Origin of the sequence: Streptomyces sp. NPDC089915 (assembly GCF_040684675.1) — a bacterium.
Taxonomy (GTDB): domain Bacteria; phylum Actinomycetota; class Actinomycetes; order Streptomycetales; family Streptomycetaceae; genus Streptomyces.
This window is the reverse complement of sequence record NZ_JBFBGN010000044.1, coordinates 13,339-30,904: the sequence shown is the minus strand read 5'-3', so window position 1 is coordinate 30,904 and position 17,566 is coordinate 13,339. Positions and strand designations below refer to the sequence as shown.

The window sequence follows — 17,566 nt, the reverse complement described above, 5'->3', positions numbered from 1 at the left end:
CCCGTGGTCCGTACCTTTCGCTCCCGGAGCCCTTTGCCGGGCGTGGCGGCGGGGTTAGGGTCGGCGCCACGAGTGCTGTGCTGTGAGGGGCTGACGCATGGACCTGATCCCCGTACCCCGGGTGGCCGTTCCCGACGAGGAGGGCCGGCGCTACGTCTTCGGCCCGGAGCCGGTGCTCGACGCCGGGCCGGGCTGCGAGGGGGTCGCGCGCTGGCTGCGCCGGGAGGTCGGGGGCGCCACCGGATGGGCGCTGCCGTCCGGCGCGCCGGGTGACGTACGGCTGCGGCTGGAGCCGGCGGGGCTGGGGCCCGAGGCGTACCGGCTGGAGGTCGGCGCCGACGGCGTCGAGCTGACCGGCGCGGACCCGGCCGGGCTGTTCTGGGCCGCCCAGACGCTGCGTCAGCTCCTCGGCCCCGACGCCCACCGGCGGGCCCCGCTGCGGCCCGGGCGGACCTGGGACCTGCCGTACGCCCGCGTCGCCGACCACCCCCGCTTCGGCTGGCGCGGGCTGATGCTGGACGTGGCCCGGCACTTCATGCCCAAGGACGGGGTGCTGCGCTACATCGACCTGATGGCCGCGCACAAGCTCAACGTGCTCCACCTGCACCTGACGGACGACCAGGGCTGGCGGATCGAGATCCGGCGCCACCCCCGCCTCACCGAGGCGGGCTCCTGGCGGGCCCGCAGCCGGTGGGGGCACCGGGCGTCCCCGCTGTGGAACGAGACCCCGCACGGCGGTTTCTACACCCAGGACGACATCCGCGAGATCGTCGCGTACGCGGCCGAGCGGCACGTGCGGATCGTCCCCGAGATCGACATCCCCGGGCACTCCCAGGCCGCGATCGCCGCCTACCCCGGGCTGGGCAACACCGACGTCGTCGACACCGCCGCGCTGGGGGTGTGGGACGACTGGGGCATCAGCGAGAACGTGCTCGCCCCGACCGAGGAGGTCCTGCGGTTCTACGAAGGGGTCTTCGAGGAGCTGCTGGAGCTGTTCCCGCCCGAGGTCTCGCCCTTCGTGCACGTCGGCGGCGACGAGTGCCCGAAGGCCCAGTGGCGGGCCTCGGCGACGGCGCAGGCGCGGATCCGGGATCTGGGCGTGGACGGGGAGGACGGCCTCCAGTCCTGGTTCATCCGGCACTTCGACCGCTGGCTCGCCGACCGGGGCCGCCGGCTCATCGGCTGGGACGAGATCCTGGAGGGCGGGCTCGCCGACGGGGCGGCCGTCTCCTCCTGGCGCGGCTACGCGGGCGGCATCGCCGCCGCCGAGGCCGGGCACGACGTGGTGATGTGCCCCGAGCAGCAGGTGTACCTGGACCACCGTCAGGCGGACGGCCCCGACGAGCCGATGCCCATCGGGTACGTCCGCTCGCTGGAGGACGTCTACCGGTTCGAGCCGGTGCCGCCCAAGCTGTCGGCGGAGGCCGCCGCGCGGGTGCTGGGCGCGCAGGCCAACGTGTGGACCGAGGTGATGGAGCACCAGGGGCGGGTCGACTACCAGGTGTTCCCCCGGCTGGCCGCCTTCGCGGAGGTGGTGTGGTCGTGGATGCCGGAACCGGAATCCCGTGACTGGGAGCACTTCGAGGGCCGTGTGCCGGCCCACCTGGCGCGGCTGGACGCCCTCGGGGTCGAATACCGGCCACCGGGCGGGCCGCTTCCGTGGCAGCGGCGGCCGGGGGTGCCGGGACGGCCGATCGAGGGCGCGCCTCCGATCGTGTGACCCGGGGGCGCGCGGGCCCGCCCGGCCGCGCCGGGGCCTCCGGCGACCGGAAGCGGAACTCTTCGGGAACCTTTGGAACTGTCGCTCGAACAAGGCGGATCCGGGGGAAAACGGACGTTCGGGTCGGGTCGGTACGAGAGCGGCACGGGCCGGGTCCGCGGGGCGTCCCCGGCCCCCGGGCGGGCCCCGGGCGGGCACCGGCCGGGGGCTCGGGCGGAGGTGAGGGGGGCGCGGCCGGCGGGCGCACGGGAGGCGTCCCGGCCGGCCCGCCTCCGCCGCCGGGCGGGCCGGGCCGCCGTTACGCGGGAGACCCTCGCGCCGGGCGGTCCCGAAGATGTGCCAGAGTTGCCACGTCCCGGCGGTGAGCACGTACCGTACGGCGGACAGGCGTGAGCGCCGGGACCGGGACATCGGGAAGGGGCAGCTGGGTTGACCACGCACGCACCGCACACACCGCATTCGGCTCAGGGGCCGCACACCCCGCACGCGTCGCCGGGGCAGGCGGCGCAGTCCGTGATGCTGCCGGCCTCGCTCGACGAGGCCGTCGCGGCGCTCGCAGCCATGCCCGCTGCCGTCCCGGTGGCCGGCGGCACCGACCTCATGGCCGCCGTCAACGCCGGACTGCTGCGGCCCGCCGCGCTGGTGGGACTCGGGCGGATCAGCGAGATCCGCGGCTGGCAGTACCAGGACGGGCACGCGCTGCTCGGCGCCGGTCTGACGCACGCCCGGATGGGGCGGCCGGATTTCGCCGCTCTGATCCCGGCGCTCGCCGCGGCCGCGCGCGCGGCCGGCCCGCCGCAGATCCGCAACGCGGGCACCCTCGGCGGCAACATCGCGACGGCCGCGCCGACCGGTGACGCGCTGCCCGTGCTGGCGGCGCTGGAGGCGGTGCTGGTCATCGTCGGACCCGGCGGCTCGCAGCGCGAGATCCCCGTCTCCCACCTGCTCGCCGGGCGCGACATGCTGCACCCGGGCGAGCTGATCGGCTTCGTGCGGGTTCCGCTGCTGCACGCCCCGCAGGTGTTCCTGAAGGCCACGGGCCGTACGGGGCCGGGGCGCGCGGTGGCCTCCGTGGGGCTCGTGCTGGACCCTGCGCGCCGGGGCGTGCGGTGTGCGATCGGCGCGGTGGCCCCGATGCCGCTGCGGCCGCTGGAGGCCGAGCAGTGGGTGGCCTCGCTGATCGACTGGGACGGGGACCGCACTCTGGCTCCGGAGGCCCTGGAGGCCTTCGGCGAGTACGTGGCGGCGGCGTGCGTGCCCGACCAGGGGCAGCAGGTCTCCGCCGGAGTACTGCATCTGCGGCGGACCGTCGCCGTGCTGGCGCGCAGGGCCCTGGGGAGGGCGCTGACCTCATGAGTGAGAACGAGAACGTGAGCGGAACGACCGGGGACACGGGGCACACGGGGAACGGCGGCGGCGCGGACGCGGCCGCAGGGGCCGGCTGGGGCTGGGAGCCGGTGCCGCAGGGCGGCGACTACGACTCCGACGCCACGGCCTTCGTGCAGCTGCCGCAGGACATGCTGGACGCGCTCGACTCCGGGGAGCCCCTGGCGGCGCCCGGGCACGGGTTCGTGCCGCCCCCGATGATCATGCCGCTGGGTTCGTCCGGCAGTACGGACCCCAGCGCCACCGGGACCTGGACGATGCCGGTCCAGTGGCCCGAGGCGGGCGGGGCGCCGGCGCAGGCCCCCGCCGACCCGGGGCCGGCCCGCGCGCCGATTCCGGCGTCCATCCCGCTCCCGGCCTCGGTGGCGGCCGCCTTCGCGGCGGCCGAGCCGGAGGGTCAGGCGGAGTTCCACGGCGGCGCGCAGCCGGACGCCTCCCACGCGGCGGCGCAGCCGGGCCCCCACCTCGCCTCCCAGGCGGGCGCGCATGGGGCCGCGCAGCAGCAGCACGCGCAGCAGTACGCCGACGCGCAGTACGGCGACCCGCGCGCGGGCACGGACATGGGGGCGACGGCCGAGTGGCAGTTCCCGGACGCGCTGCACCGGGACGAGGACCCCTCGGCGACCGGGCACTGGACGCTGCCGGCCGACCTGACGGGCGGCGCTGCCGCAGGCGCGGGTGCGGGTGGCGTCGGCGGTGACGGGTTTGGCGGTGACGGGCTCGGCGGTGAGGGGCTCGGGCAGGGCGGGCTCGGTCGGGACGGGCTCGGTGGTGACGGGCTCGGGCAGGGCGGGCTCGGCGGTGACGGGCTTGGCCAGGGCGGGCTCGGTCGGGACGGGCTCGGTGGGACCGGCGAGTTCCGGACCGGCGCCCACGACTCGGGCTGGGGCGGGGCCCCGGGGGAGGCTCCGGGTGCGTCCCAGGCCCCCTGGGCCGCGCCCGAGGCGCCGGCCGGGGCCGGAGCCTCGGCCGTGCCCGAGGGGCTGCTGAGCTCCGGCGTGCTGCCGGGCGAGGGTGTCCCGGGGGCCCACGGCGCGGCGGCCGGGCCGACGGGGCGCGGGCCGAGGGTGCTGGGCGGGCCCGGGGTCGGGACCCCGCTGCCCGAGGGCTACCACCAGGCCGGGCCGGAGCCCGAGACGGCTCTGGAGGCCGCCCCGGACATCGAGGCCTCGCACGGCCACGGCCCGGCGCAGCCCCCGGCCGGGGACGAGCGGCCGCGTCCGGCGGAGGCGGAGGCCGAGGGCGCCGACGCCGCACCGGAGGAGGGGCCCGCCCCCGCCGCGGTGCCGGGCGAGGCGCACGCGCACGGCTTCGGGGAGGGGCCCGGGGCCCCGGCCGGAGCGGAGGCCGCGCCGGTGCCGGATGAGGACACCGCCGGCGACGCGGTGGTGGCACCGGCCGCCCACGACACCGGGGAATTCCCGCTCGGGGAGGCGGCGTACGGGGAGGAACGGCACCCCGCCGTCGCCCAGCACGAGCACCCCGCGGCTTCGTACGTCCTGCGCGTCAACGGCGCCGACCGGCCCGTCACCGGCGCCTGGATCGGCGAGTCCCTGCTCTACGTGCTGCGCGAGCGGCTCGGCCTGGCCGGCGCCAAGGACGGCTGCTCGCAGGGTGAGTGCGGGGCCTGCGCGGTCCAGGTCGACGGGCGGCTCGTCGCCTCCTGCCTGGTCCCGGCGGCGACGGCGGCCGGCTCCGAGGTCCGCACGGTGGAGGGGCTCGCCCAGGGCGGGGAACTCTCGGACGTACAGCAGGCGTTGTGCAGGTCGGGCGGGGTGCAGTGCGGGTTCTGCGTGCCCGGCATGGCCATGACCATCCATGACCTGCTGGAGGGCAACCACGCCCCCAGCGAGCTGGAGACCCGGCAGGCGCTGTGCGGCAACCTCTGCCGCTGCTCCGGCTACAAGGGGGTCATCGAGGCGGTCCGCGAGGTCATCGCGGAGCGCGAGACCACCGCCGCCCAGGCGGCGGAGACCCCCGCGGAACCGCTCATCCCGCACCAGGCGCAGCCGGGCGAGGGCGGCGTCCACGCCTTCGACCCCACTGCCTTCGGCGGCCACGGCTTCGACGCGTCGGCTGCGGGCCCTGGCGGGACGCTGGGCGGCAACGGCAACGGCTTCGACGCCGCGGCCCAGGCCCCCTCCCCGGACGGGTTGTTCGGCCTGAACGGCTTCGACCCGTCCGGCGCGCCCGTGCCCGGCCCGAACGGCACGCTGGGCGGCAACGGCTTCGACGCGGCGGGCGGTTTCGACGCGGCGGCGCCCGGCCCGAACGGCACCCTCGGCGGCAACGGCTTCGACGTGTCCGGCGGGGCGGCCCCCGGCCCGACCGGGACGCTCGGCGGCAACGGCTTCGAGGTGGCGGGCGCGTTCGACGCGGCGGGCCAGGCCCAGGCCCAGGCCACCTCCCCGTCCCCGTCCCCGGACGGGATGTTCGGCGGCAACGGCTTCGACCCGTCCGGTGCGGCGACCCCCGGCCCGACCGGGACGCTGGGCGGCAACGGCTTCGACGTGTCCGGCGCGGCCCCCGCGGCGGGCGGCTTCGACGCGTTCGGCACCCTCGACGGAGCCGGCACCCCGGGCATCCCGGGCGCGCCCGGCGGCCCGACCCCCGGCCCGCACGGGTACGACGGCACCCACGGCGGGCCCCACGGCGGGCCCCAGGGCGGCACTCACGGCGGCACCAGCGGATTCGACGGGATCCACCACAACGGAGGCATGGCGTGAGCGGGCAGGACGCGGCCACGGCGACGACCACGACCGTGACCATGGCGACGCGGGGCGTCGGCGCCGACGGAGACGGTGACGGCGGCGAGCAGCCGCGCCCCGTGCGCGGCATCGGCGTCTCCCTCCCCTCGGCGGACACCCGCGCCAAGACCGAGGGCACCTTCCCCTACGCCGCCGACCTGTGGGCCGAGGGCCTGCTGTGGGCCGCCGTGCTGCGCTCCCCGCACGCCCACGCCCGCATCCGTTCCATCGACACCTCGGCCGCCGCCGAGATGCCGGGCGTGCGGGCCGTCATCACCCACGCCGACGTCCCCGGCGCCACCACCCACGGCCGCCGCATCGCCGACCGGCCGGTCTTCGCCCACGACGTCGTGCGCCACCACGGCGAGCCCATCGCCGCCGTCGCCGCCGACCACCCCGACACGGCCCGCCTCGCGGCCGCGGCCATCGCCGTCGAGTACGAGCTCCTCGACGCCGTCACCGACCCCGAGCAGTCCTTCGGCGCCGCCCCCCTCCACCCGGACGGCAACCTGATCCGGCACATCCCGCTGCGCTACGGCGACCCGGAGGCGACCGGCGAGGTGGTCGTCGAGGGCCTCTACCGCATCGGCCGCCAGGACCCGGCCCCCATCGGCGCCGAGGCCGGCCTCGCCGTGCCCCGCCCCGACGGCGGCGTCGAGATCTACACCGCCTCCACCGACCCGCACACCGACCGCGACCTCGCCGCCGCCTGCTTCGGCCTCGACCCGGACCGCGTCCGCGTCGTCGTCACCGGCGTCCCCGGCGCCACGGCCGACCGCGAGGACCCCGCCTTCCAGCTCCCGCTCGGCCTCCTCGCCCTGCGCACCGGCTGCCCGGTCAAACTGGCCGCCACCCGCGAGGAGTCCTTCCTCGGCCACGCCCACCGCCACCCGACCCTGCTGCGCTACCGCCACCACGCGGACGCCGAGGGCCGGCTGGTCAAGGTGGAGGCGCAGATCCTGATGGACGCCGGCGCCTACGCCGACGCCTCCGCGGAGTCCCTCGCGGCGGCGGTGGCGTTCGCGTGCGGCCCGTACGTCGTCCCGCACGCCTTCGTGGAGGGCTGGGCGGTCCGTACGAACAACCCGCCCTCCGGCCACGTGCGCGGCGAGGGCGCCATGCAGGTCTGCGCGGCCTACGAGGGCCAGATGGACAAGCTCGCGGCCGCCCTCGGCATCGACGGCGCCGAACTGCGCCTGCGCAACGTCCTCGCCACCGGCGACCTCCTGCCCACCGGCCAGACGGTCACCTGCCCGGCCCCCGTGGCCGAACTCCTGCGCGCGGTCCGCGACTTCCCCCTGCCCTCCCTCCCCAAGGACACCCCGGAGGAGGACTGGCTGCTGCCCGGCGGCCCCGAGGGCGCGGGCGAGCCCGGCGCGGTGCGGCGCGGGGTCGGCTACGGCGTGGGCATGGTCCACATGCTCGGCGCGGAGGGCACCGACGAGGTGTCGACCGCCACCGTGAAGGTGGTCGGCGGCATGGCCACCGTCATCTGCGCGGCCGTCGACACCGGCCAGGGCTTCGCGACCCTCGCGCGGCAGATCGTCCAGGAGGTGCTGGGCATCGACGAGGTGGCCACCGCCCCCGTGGACACCGACCAGCCGCCCGCCGGCGCGTCCGCCCACGGCCGCCACACCTGGGTGTCGGGCGGGGCCGTCGAGCGGGCCGCGAAGATGGTCCGTACGCAGCTCCTCCAGCCGATGGCCCACAAGCTGGGCATGTCGACGGAACTCCTCCAGATCCAGGACGGCCGGATCACCTCGTACGACGGGGCCTTCTCCATGTCCGTCGCGGAGGCCATAGAGGGCAAGGAGCTCTGGGCGACGGCCCAGTGCCGCCCGCACCCGACGGAGCCGCTGGACGAGCACGGCCAGGGCGACGCGTTCGTCGGCCTGGCGTTCTGCGCGATCCGCGCGGTGGTCGACGTGGACATCGAGCTGGGCACCGTCCGGGTGGTGGAGCTGGCCGTCGCGCAGGACGTGGGCCGCATCCTCAACCCCCGCCAGCTGGAGGCCCGTATCGAAGCGGGCGTCACGCAGGGCGTGGGCGCGGCCCTGACGGAGAACCTCCGCTCGGTCGCCGGCCTCGTCCGCCACCCCGACCTGACGGGCTACGCCCTGCCGACGTCGCTGGACGCCCCGGCGGTGCGGATCGTCCGGCTGGTGGAGGAGCGGGACGTGGTGGCCCCGTTCGGCGCGAAGGCGGCGAGCGCGGTTCCGGTGGTGACGACGCCGGCGGCGGTGGCGTCGGCGGTGCGCGCGGCGACGGGGCGGCCGGTGAACCGGATCCCGATCAGGCCGTCGGCGGCGGTCGCGGCGGCCCAGTAACTCCGCGCGTCCATTCCGTCACCACCCGTTACACTGGCGGAGGGTGTGGACGGGGGAGGACACGATGGGACTGCCGGGCGGGGCGCATGGGGCGGATGTCGCCGGGGGCGTGGCGGACGCGCTGACGCGCCAGGCGCGGGCCCTGGAGGTCGAGTACGAGTCGATGACGGTGTACAAGAACCGGGTCGACGCCCTGCTGAGGACCCTGGACGGCTCCGCGGCCGACTCCCGCAGACTCGCCCACGAGACCCTCCCCGCCGCCGCCCTCGGCACGGGCTTCGCGGAGGCGCGGGCGCTGTTCACGGCGTACGACACGGTCCACGGGCGGCTCCAGCGGCTGTCGCGGGGGCTGGCGGGCCAGATCGAGGCCCTCGGCATCGCGATCCTGACGGCCGGCAGGGGCTACGGGGCGGTGGACGAGGAGACCCGGGCCCGGATGCGGGCGCTCGTCCGGCACTCGAAGGAGGAGTACGTCCCGGCCCGCGACCCGCTGGCGCGGCAGGACCGTCCGGCGGGCGGCACGATCTGATGGCGGCGCCGGCGCCGGCGGCCACGGCCACGGACTTCGAGGCCCACTCGCACGAGCAGCTCCTCGCGATGATCGCCTCCCTCGACCCGGAGACGGTCAGGACGCGGGCCGCGCAGCTGACGGAGGCGGCGAAGGCGATCGGCGAGATCGGCGAGAGCCTCAAGCGCCACCGGGTCCGCGGCTGGGAGGGCGAGGCGGCGCACGCCTACCAGGACTGGGTGAGCCGCACGGGCAGCGCGACGCTGGCGCTGGGCGACTACACGGAGACGAGCGGCCGCTGGCTGACGCACGCGGCCCAGACGATGGTGGAGGTCAGGGCCAACACCCCGCCGTACGACAGCACGGCGGCGGAAACCCTACGCTCGACCACCCCCCACCCCAACGACCCGGACGCCCGAGCCCTGGCCGCCGGGGCCCACACGAAACTGACGGCGGACCACACGCGGGCGGTCCAACAACTGACGAAGCTGGCCCAGTCGTACGCCCTGACGACAGCGGAACTAACCCGAGCGGAACCGCCGACGTTTCCGCCGCCGCCGGCGGAGTTCGAACCGAAGGGGTCCGGCCACGACGAGTTCTCCCGAACCCGTGGGGACAGTGGGCTTGACCGAATTTCCGGTTCGGCCGGTCCCGAGCGTTATGCGTCCGCTGCGCGTGGTGGTGTGCCCACCGAGAGGTCCGCTTGGTCACCGCGACATGCCCTGCCGGACTTCGAGTCGTCCTTCGGGCCCGTTGTCCCAAAGCGTGAGGTGGAGGTGAATCTGGACCACGTTGCGGCCGTCCCGGGTGAGGATCCGCACCCCGCCTCCACGATGCGTGTCGGACCAGACCCTGGTCGGCCCGGTGGGGACTTGCCTTATGGGTCAATCCCGCCGATTCCTTTTTCGCAGCGCGAGATCGGCATTGTCGGAGGCCGCTCGGTCTCCGCCAGTGGTTCCAGCGTGCACTTCCCGCCGGGCGCAGTCGCTGGAGCGGAGGGCTCTCCAGCCAATGGAGGCCGAGCGATGCCCAGAACGATGGGCGGCGGCTTCGGCGGCCCGCACGGGAGCACGAGCGGACCAGCGGTCGGCCGCCGGCTGGCCATGGAGCCTGGTGGTGTTGTCGGAGGGCGCCAGGGAGCTGCTGTTAGCCAGCCCTTCACTCAAGGCGGTTCGGGGCTCCTCCGTAATGGGCCTGTCGTTGGCGCAGCGGGCGTACCGACCTCGAACAGGTGGCGTGGGGACCAGGGGGCTGAGCGCCCTGACTACCTTCTGGAAGACGAAGAGACCTGGCAAAGCCACCGTCGTGTCGTTCCGCCAGTGATCGACTGAACGAAACGGATGCGTATGCGTAAGGCGCTTTCGGCCCTGGTGGGCGCCGTCCTGGCTGGGGTCGCGGCTACCCCGGTACATGCGCAGACCATCCGAGCGCAGCAGTGGCATCTCGATGCCATGAAAGCGGATGACGTGTGGAGGACCAGCACCGGTCAGGGGGTCACCGTTGCTGTGATCGACAGCGGCGTCGAGAGAATTCCGGAACTTGAGGGCCAAGTCCTTCCCGGAAAGGACTTTGCGGTAGAGCAAGGGGCGTACAGCGGGGACGAACGAACTGACTATGACAAGCATGGGACCACGATGGCGGCGCTGATCGCCGGCTCGGGAAGGCACCCGAGTGGCGATGGCGCCTTCGGTCTCGCTCCTGGCGCCAAAATCCTTCCGATTCGGGTCCCGCACGAGTACAGCACGACAAGTCCATCGTGGACTGCCGCGATTCGGTATGCGGCCGACTCGGACGCCGAGATCATCAACGTTTCCATGGTCACGTCCGCAGATGATCCCGACCGAGGTGATGCTGTGAAGTACGCCCTCTCCAAGGGGAAGCTGATTTTCGCCAGTGTCGGCAACGACGGCGATACGACGAATCAGGTCCTCTACCCGGCCGCCACGCCCGGTGTCGTGGGTGTCGGGGCCGTTGACCAGGACGGTGCTGCTGCGAAGCTGTCGCAGCACGGGCCGCAGGTCGACATGTCGGCCCCCGGCCTCGACCTTGTCACGGCGTGTGCGCGTGAGACCGGGCTGTGCACCAGTAGCGGAACCAGCGACGCCACCGCCCTGGCCTCCGCCTCCGCCGCACTCCTCTGGTCCGCCCACCCCACCTGGACCAACAACCAGATCCTCCGCGTCCTCCTCAACACCGCCGGCAAACCCGTCGACGGCGCCCAGCGCAACGACTACATCGGCTACGGCGTGGTCCGCCCCCGCATCGCGCTGCCCACCCCCGGCGACCCCGGCCCGCCGGACGTCTACCCCCTCCCCGATCTCGCGGCAGCAGCAGCCGCCCCCGTTCCCCCTCCCGGGGGAAAGACCACGCCCCCGCATGCGCCGCAGGCCGCCGCTCCGGTAGACAAGGGCGACGGCAGCGCCGACCCGCCCTGGACCGCCCTCGGGCTCGGTCTGGCGGCCAGCCTCCTCATCGGCGGAGCCGTCACCGCCGTCCGCCGGGCGCGCAGACGCTGACCGAGCCCGAACCGACACGGGAGTGGAGCCCGCACGCGATGTCCTTCGAAGAGGAATGGTCCGCCGCCCGCACCGCCGCCACCCTCCGCCTCGACCACACCCCGGCCTCCACCGGAGCCGCCGGCGCCGACCTCGCCCTCGACCAGGACCACATCGGAGCCGTCGGCAGCGAGGCCTACCGGCTCCACTCCCGCCTCCAGACCGACGGCCGGCACGCCGCCACCGCCTCCGCCGAGGCCGCCGGCGCCCTGGCCCGGGAGGGCTTCGCCTGCGGCTCCGCCCTCGCCAGGGCGAACGGCCGCTGGGAGACCCAGGTCAAGACCCTCGTCGCCGCCTGCGCCCAGATCTCCAACGGCCTCGACTACTCCCTCTCCTCCCACGCCAAGGAAGAGCAGCGGCTCTACGCCGAGTTCACCTCCTCCAAGATCGACGAGTACCTCCGGTAGGGAAGGGCGCACGGCCGTGGTGACCTACGAGAACGTCCTCAACGCCCCCGTCGACAAGCTCGCCACCGCCGTCCGCGACTGGCAGGCCCTGGCCGCCAAGCTCGACGACCTGGCCGAGACGGCCCGCACCGGCATGAAGGCCAAGTCCGACCGGGCCGAATGGAGCGGGGTCACGGCGGGCGTGGCGCGTCCGTTCGTCGACAAGACCGCCAAGGAGTTCGGGGACGCCGCCCAGGAGGCCAAGGGTGTCCACCGGGCCCTCTCCCAGGGCCACGACACCTTCAGGGCCTCCCGCGAGCGGCTGCGGAGGATCGCCGAGGAGGAGGCCCCCGCGGCCGGGTTCCGGGTGGACGCCAAGGGGAGGGTCGAGCCGTTGCCGCTGCCCACCGAGGCGGACCGCGAGGCGGCCCGCCACGACCCCGATTACCAGGAGTCCCTACGCGTCAACCGCCCCCTGTGGCAGGCGAAGGTGGACGCGGCCGTCGACGCCTGCGAGGACGCCGACCGTTCCCTGGCCCGCCTCCTCGACGCGAACGTCTCCCAGGACCACGACTTCACCGCCCCGAAGTACGCCGGCCTCACCGCCGAACAGGCCGGCCGCGCGACCGACCTCGCCCGCAAGGGGCGCGGCCTCTCCCACACCGAGCTCGCCGAGCTCAACGAGCTGCTGGCCGACAACGCGAAGGTCCCCGAGTTCGCCACCGCCTTCTACGGGAACCTCGGTCCCAGGGGCGCGCTCGAGTTCTTCGGCACCATGGCGACCGACACTTACGAGTACGGGAAGCTCGACGAGCAGCGGCTGAAGGACGTCCGGGACCTCCAGCGGAACCTGGGCCTCAACCTGGCCACCGCCACCGGCTCGGGCAACGAGCCGCACCTTCCGGACAGCTACGCGCAGGAGCTGCGCAGGCTCGGCACCCAGCCCATCCCCCTCGCCCGCAACGACCAGAACCCGCCGTACGGGTACCAGCTGCTCGGCGGGATCATGCGGTACGGGAACTACGACCCGAAGTTCCTGGTCCCGATCGCCGAGCACGCGACGCAGATCCACGCGAAGGACCCGGACTTCTTCGGCGGCTCCCGCCAGCTCAACGGCTACGGCAAGAACATGCTGAACCCCTCCGGGATCAACGGGGCGGGCTACGACCCGGTGGTCAGCTTCCTGGAGGCCCTGGGGCACAGCCCGGAGGCGTCGGCGCAGTTCTTCGACCCGAAGCGCGAACCGCTTCCGTCGTACAACGTGGACGGCACGGTGAATGCCGGTGTCGCCAACCTGGGCAGGGACGTCAAGGGCAGGCCCGTCTCCAGCTACCTCGACTTCTTCGCAAGCGAGAGCTACCACTCGACGATCGACATGGAGGGCATGAACCCGGACGACCTGAACAAGGCCGAGAAGTACATGCCCGATGCGCTGGGGCACGCCTTGGAAGCGGCGACTTTGGGGCACGCCTGGGATGACCCTCGGCCGGAGCTGCACCGGACCGAGGCGGGGGCGGCTGTCATGACGGCAGTCGCATCGAAGTACGGGGGTGACCCCGGTCTGCTTATGAGCCAGGAGGTGCTTGCGGACAGCCTCGGACGCATGAGCGCCGGGTACATCGATGACCTCAACCAGGCGCTCGACGGCAACGGTGAGCAGAGTGTCTTCGCGTCGAGAGACGGCAACATGCAAGCGCATGCGAAGTTCGAACGCGAGGAGGCGCGTGACCTACTCGCTGCGTTGGGGCAGCATCCCGATGCCTACGCCACCGTCTCCACCGCTGAACGCGTCTATGCCACGAGCGTGCTGGAGAGCGAGACGACCCACGATGGCGCGATCGACGAGGGCCGGGCTCGGGCCGCGGTCCGTACCAGTGCCGAGGTGCAGGGCATTCTCGACGAGTCCCGGGCGGAACAGGTCAGGGGCGTTGGTGAGAAGCGGCACGAGGAGTACGAGAAGGCCCATGAGCAGAGCTCTGCCTGGGTGGAGTTCGGCACCACCGCCGCCATCGCGGCCGGCGTGGCCTTCCTGCCGACCACGGCCGCGGCCGCTGGCGCGGCGGCTGTTGTCGTCCCCCTGGCCGTGGACACCGGTACCGGCCTCGTAGAGCAGGCCGCAGGTCAGGTCATCGGTGAGTGGTCGGACGCGGCCAAGGAGGAGCACAAGGACAAGATCGACGGTGCGACGCACGACAGGAACAAGGCGATGTTCCAGGCTGGGGAACACAGTGCGGAAGCACCCATGAGGGAATTCATGAAGCGTCATTCCGTGGATCCCAACAGTGACTTCGGCAATGATTTCGCTGAGGCGATGCGCATCGGTTACTGGACGGGGAACTCCATCGCGCAGCAACAGGGCCATGAAGCCCAGACGAAGGCCGTCTCGTGAGCCGAGGCGGGGTAAGACGGCCTCTAGTGGGTACGGCGGCCACCTTCCTGCTGATCGCCTTGGGTGTTGTGGGCTGCTCCAGTAGAGGGCAGCAACGGCCGACTCAGGTACCCACCGTGCACAGGGTCTCGGTAGATCGTGTCTGTGCCGGTCTGTTTGCGGCAGAAGGTGGGAAGGCGCTGGAGCGCGTTCTGGAGTCCACCAAGTTCCGGATCATGGATGACACAAGAGACCCGGATGTCCGCACGGTGTCGCAAGCGATGGAGAACGCGTACAGGTCTGGCAACCGGATTCGCCAGATGCCTCAGTCGACCTGCGAGATCTCTGGGTCTGATGGCGGGGGTCACGTCCCCACGGCAATGGTGCGGTTCACCGCGTCCAGCAAGCGTGACGATTTCCTCAGCGGAAACGACCGAGGCGTGCGGGTCTCCACTCGCGAGAGGAAGATCGTCTACCTCGAGTACGACTGTGTAAGCCCCCGAGTCGGCTCCACGCAGGACATCCCCCTGCGCATCAGGCTCCTGTTCCAGGACCGCTGGCAGGCCAGCAAAGGCGACCCAACCCTCCGCCCCGACTACCTCACCGCCACCCACTCCGCCGCCCTGGCAGTCGCCAAAGAGCTCCGGTGCGTCGACGACGGCGGGCTGCCCGCGCGGGCCGAGGATCTGCCGGCGGGGTGAGAAGCCGAGGGCCCGCCGGGTGTGTCTCCCGGCGGGCCCTCGCCCCCTCCTGGAGGCCGTGACCGGAATCCAACCGGCGTAACTCGCCTTGCGGGCTTGCCCGTCCTGGCCGGCGTTTCGGACGGATATCGCGCGGCAGGTGGACGCTCTGATCTGGAAGGCCGAGACGGGCCGGTCTGATGGCGACGATGATGACGGAGCTGCTGGGAAGCTTGTGCCAGCCGGTTAGGACAGCTGTGGGTCCGCAGCGTTGCGGCGTGAGCGGTGCGGCCGATCCTGCCGAAACTCGCTTCTTCCGACCTCCAGCCGCGCCATCCTGCCCTCATGGACGAAGGACTTGTGGCGATAGTGACGGCGGGCGTCGGGCTGGTCGGGGCGCTTGGCGGCGCAGCCATGGGCGGACTGGCTGCGGTCCGTGGGGCTCGTATGGGGGCGGAGACTACGGCGCGCGCGACGATAGAACAGGCACGGACCCAGGGGCGTGCTCAACACGACCACTGGTTACGGGATGAGAGGAAACGTGTGGCGGTCCTCATGCTGGAGGCGTACGACAGGTTCACCATTGCCGCATCCAGCGTCATGCGCATGTTTGACCTGGAGATTGAGGCGTCCCCCGATATCTGGAACGCCTACAGGACGAGCGTGAACGAGATTCGGAGGGCTTATTTCCCCCTCCGGCTCCTTGGTCCCGCCCCGGTGCATCAGGCGGCACGTGAGCTCTGGCAGTCGATCGAGCAGTACCACGAAGGAGTTGAGGAGTGGTGCGACGGCATCATGACCGCGACGGACGAGACGAGGGCGGGATGGCGGGTGCGCGGGGAGCAGCAGACGCACTCCCTCGCACGGGCACACAGCGACCTGATTGATGCCGTGAGTGAATCGTTGCAGGGCAATGATTCCGTCCCACGCCGCAACTGAGACGGCAACTGAGACGGCGGAACGACAGGGCGGCGCCCTGGGAAGGGTGCCGCCCTGTCGTTCTGGCTGGTCAGACCAGCTGGAGGCCGTGACCGGAATCGAACCGGCGTAACTCGCTTTGCAGGCGAGTCCCTCAACCACTCGGGCACACGGCCTTGCTGAGGAAGAACGTACGGGGGCCGGGAGTGCTGGGGAAGGCGGTCGGTGGGGATGCAATGTGACTGCCATGCGGCGTTTACACAGGGTGGCGGTCGGGCCTCGGACCTAGGTCGTGCGGAGTAAGCGGAATGCGACCAATTGACAGGGGCGAATCCAGGCCGTGCACCTTACTCTGGGGCGATGAGCGCCCTTGAACCCCGGATATCAGAGACCTCCGCCGACCCGGCCCCACCGCAGGGCGGCATTCTCGGGCCGGTCTACCGGGCGCTGAGCGTCGGGATCATTTCCGTGATCTTCCTGATGGCCTTCGAGGCCACCGCCGTCGGGACCGCCATGCCCGTCGCCGCGCGTGAGCTGGACGGGATCGGGCTCTACGCCTTCGGGTTCTCCGCCTACTTCACCACCAGCCTCTTCGGCATGGTCCTCTCCGGCCAGTGGGCCGACCGGCAGGGGCCGTTGCGGCCGCTGACCGTGGGGATCGGGGCCTTCGCCGCCGGGCTGGTGTGCTCCGGGACCGCCGGTGTCATGGGGATGTTCGTGCTCGGGCGGGCCCTGCAGGGGCTCGGGGGCGGGCTGGTGATCGTCGCGCTGTACGTCGTCGTCAGCCGGGCCTACGAGGAGCGGCTGCGGCCCGCGATCATGGCGGCCTTCGCCGCGGCCTGGGTGGTGCCGTCGATCGTCGGGCCGCTGGCCGCCGGGACGGTCACCGAGTACCTCGGCTGGCGCTGGGTGTTCCTCGGGATCCCGGTGCTGGTGGTCGTGCCGCTGCTGGTGGCGCTGCCGGCGATCCGCCGGACCGCCTCCGGGCCGGTGGACACCGGCGGGGCGGCGCCCACGGCGTTCGACCGGCGGCGGATCCGGCTGGCGCTCGGGATCTCGGTCGGGGCCGGGCTGCTCCAGTACGCCGCCCAGGACCTGCGGTGGGTGTCGCTGCTGCCCGGGGCCGTCGGCGCGGCGCTGCTGGTGCCGGCGGTGCTCGGGCTGCTGCCGCGCGGGACGTACCGGGCGCGGCGCGGGCTGCCGGCCGTGGTGCTGCTGCGCGGGCTGGCGGGCGGGGCCTACATCGGGGCGGAGAGCTTCGTGCCGCTGATGCTGGTCACCCAGCGCGGGCTCAGCCCGACCCTGGCCGGGTTCTCGCTGGCGCTCGGCGGGGTGACGTGGGCGGTGGGCTCGTGGGTGCAGTCCCAGGGGCGGACGGCGCCGTACCGGGAGCGGCTGATGGCGGCCGGGATGGTGATGGTGGCGCTCGCGATCCTCGCGGCCCCGGCGGTGCTGATCGAGTCGGTACCGGTGTGGACGCTGGCCCTGGCGTGGGCCGTGGGCTCGCTCGGCATGGGGCTGGTGGTCGGCTCGGCGAGCGTGCTGCTGATGCGGCTGTCGGCGCCGGAGGAGGCCGGGGCGAATTCCGCCTCGCTCCAGATTTCCGACGCGCTGGCGAACGTGGTGCTGCTGGCCGCCGGTGGAGCGGCGTTCGCCGCGCTGGGCGGGGGCGCGGTGGGGGCCGGGCACGTGGTGGACGCGGAGGGCGGCGCCTCGCACCCCGCCGCCTTCCTCGCGGTCTTCCTGATGATGGCCTGCGTGGCCCTGGTGGGGGCGTGGGTGGCGACCCGGCTGCAGGAGCGCCCGGCAGCGGCGGCAGCGATCGATTGACCAAAGGAAAAGAAATAAAGAGAGGGGAGTGTCACTCCGTGTGAGGGGCCGCCACCGTCCCGGACGGCACCCGTCCCACCGCCCCGGACCGGGTCCCGGGCGGTGAAGATCGCCGACGGGTCGCGGGAGTTGGTCGCGGTG

General features: G+C 73.3%; 11 protein-coding genes and 1 tRNA gene. 11 read left to right on the top strand and 1 reads right to left on the bottom strand.

Translation table 11 applies throughout. The features are described from left to right. Positions 1-97 precede the first annotated feature (97 nt). The 10 genes from AB0O29_RS16120 to AB0O29_RS16075 all read left to right on the top strand — a co-directional run bounded on the left by AB0O29_RS16120 (position 98) and on the right by AB0O29_RS16075 (position 15,616). A complete protein-coding gene (locus AB0O29_RS16120; RefSeq protein WP_365152015.1) occupies positions 98-1,720 on the top strand; it encodes a beta-N-acetylhexosaminidase in 1,623 nt (540 codons plus the stop codon). 516 nt (positions 1,721-2,236) lie between these two features. Beyond that, a complete protein-coding gene (locus AB0O29_RS16115; RefSeq protein ID WP_365152044.1) occupies positions 2,237-3,076 on the top strand; it encodes an FAD binding domain-containing protein in 840 nt (279 codons plus the stop codon). Beyond that, positions 3,073-5,832 (top strand): (2Fe-2S)-binding protein, encoded by a 2,760-nt coding sequence (locus tag AB0O29_RS16110; protein ID WP_365152013.1) that lies wholly within the window; start codon positions 3,073-3,075, stop codon positions 5,830-5,832. The genes AB0O29_RS16115 and AB0O29_RS16110 overlap by 4 nt, the downstream gene beginning before the upstream one ends. Before the next feature lie 41 nt (positions 5,833-5,873). Continuing rightward, entirely contained in the window at positions 5,874-8,180 is a 2,307-nt protein-coding gene (locus AB0O29_RS16105) for a xanthine dehydrogenase family protein molybdopterin-binding subunit (protein ID WP_365152042.1), read from the top strand. 43 nt (positions 8,181-8,223) lie between these two features. Next, positions 8,224-8,709 carry a hypothetical protein gene (locus AB0O29_RS16100; protein WP_365152011.1) on the top strand — a complete coding sequence of 162 codons (486 nt, stop codon included), beginning with the start codon at positions 8,224-8,226 and terminating at the stop codon, positions 8,707-8,709. Positions 8,710-10,034: 1,325 nt separating this feature from the next. Beyond that, positions 10,035-11,204: a type VII secretion-associated serine protease mycosin gene (mycP, locus tag AB0O29_RS16095; protein WP_365152009.1), complete on the top strand. Its 1,170-nt coding sequence runs from the start codon at positions 10,035-10,037 to the stop codon at positions 11,202-11,204. A gap of 38 nt (positions 11,205-11,242) precedes the next feature. After that, complete coding sequence (locus AB0O29_RS16090) at positions 11,243-11,650, top strand: hypothetical protein (protein WP_365152007.1); 408 nt, start codon at positions 11,243-11,245, stop codon at positions 11,648-11,650. Between the two features lie 16 nt (positions 11,651-11,666). Beyond that, positions 11,667-14,018, top strand: coding sequence for a hypothetical protein (locus AB0O29_RS16085; RefSeq protein ID WP_365152005.1), 2,352 nt, complete (start codon positions 11,667-11,669; stop codon positions 14,016-14,018). Positions 14,019-14,134: 116 nt separating this feature from the next. Further along, positions 14,135-14,698: a hypothetical protein gene (locus tag AB0O29_RS16080; RefSeq protein ID WP_365152003.1), complete on the top strand. Its 564-nt coding sequence runs from the start codon at positions 14,135-14,137 to the stop codon at positions 14,696-14,698. Positions 14,699-15,022: 324 nt separating this feature from the next. Next, positions 15,023-15,616, top strand: a complete 594-nt coding sequence (locus tag AB0O29_RS16075) for a hypothetical protein (protein WP_365152001.1) — start codon at positions 15,023-15,025, stop codon at positions 15,614-15,616. An 80-nt stretch (positions 15,617-15,696) separates the two neighbouring features. Here AB0O29_RS16075 and AB0O29_RS16070 read toward each other — a convergent pair. Further along, a tRNA-Cys gene (locus AB0O29_RS16070) sits at positions 15,697-15,771 on the bottom strand. Between the two features lie 184 nt (positions 15,772-15,955). On the opposite strand from AB0O29_RS16070, the gene AB0O29_RS16065 reads away from it, so the two are divergent. Continuing rightward, the gene (locus tag AB0O29_RS16065) at positions 15,956-17,425 is read left to right on the top strand and encodes an MFS transporter (protein ID WP_365151999.1); all 1,470 of its coding nucleotides are present in this window, start codon (positions 15,956-15,958) and stop codon (positions 17,423-17,425) included. Positions 17,426-17,566 lie beyond the last annotated feature (141 nt).

Bases quoted from the DNA above. Each gene is read 5' to 3' on its own strand.
- AB0O29_RS16120 (WP_365152015.1), top strand. From the start codon at position 98: ATGGACCTGATCCCCGTACCCCGGGTGGCCGTTCCCGACGAGGAGGGC.
- AB0O29_RS16115 (WP_365152044.1), top strand. From the start codon at position 2,237: ATGCTGCCGGCCTCGCTCGACGAGGCCGTCGCGGCGCTCGCAGCCATG.
- AB0O29_RS16110 (WP_365152013.1), top strand. From the start codon at position 3,073: ATGAGTGAGAACGAGAACGTGAGCGGAACGACCGGGGACACGGGGCAC.
- AB0O29_RS16105 (WP_365152042.1), top strand. From the start codon at position 5,874: ATGGCGACGCGGGGCGTCGGCGCCGACGGAGACGGTGACGGCGGCGAG.
- mycP (WP_365152009.1), top strand. From the start codon at position 10,035: ATGCGTAAGGCGCTTTCGGCCCTGGTGGGCGCCGTCCTGGCTGGGGTC.
- AB0O29_RS16090 (WP_365152007.1), top strand. From the start codon at position 11,243: ATGTCCTTCGAAGAGGAATGGTCCGCCGCCCGCACCGCCGCCACCCTC.
- AB0O29_RS16075 (WP_365152001.1), top strand. From the start codon at position 15,023: ATGGACGAAGGACTTGTGGCGATAGTGACGGCGGGCGTCGGGCTGGTC.
- AB0O29_RS16065 (WP_365151999.1), top strand. From the start codon at position 15,956: ATGAGCGCCCTTGAACCCCGGATATCAGAGACCTCCGCCGACCCGGCC.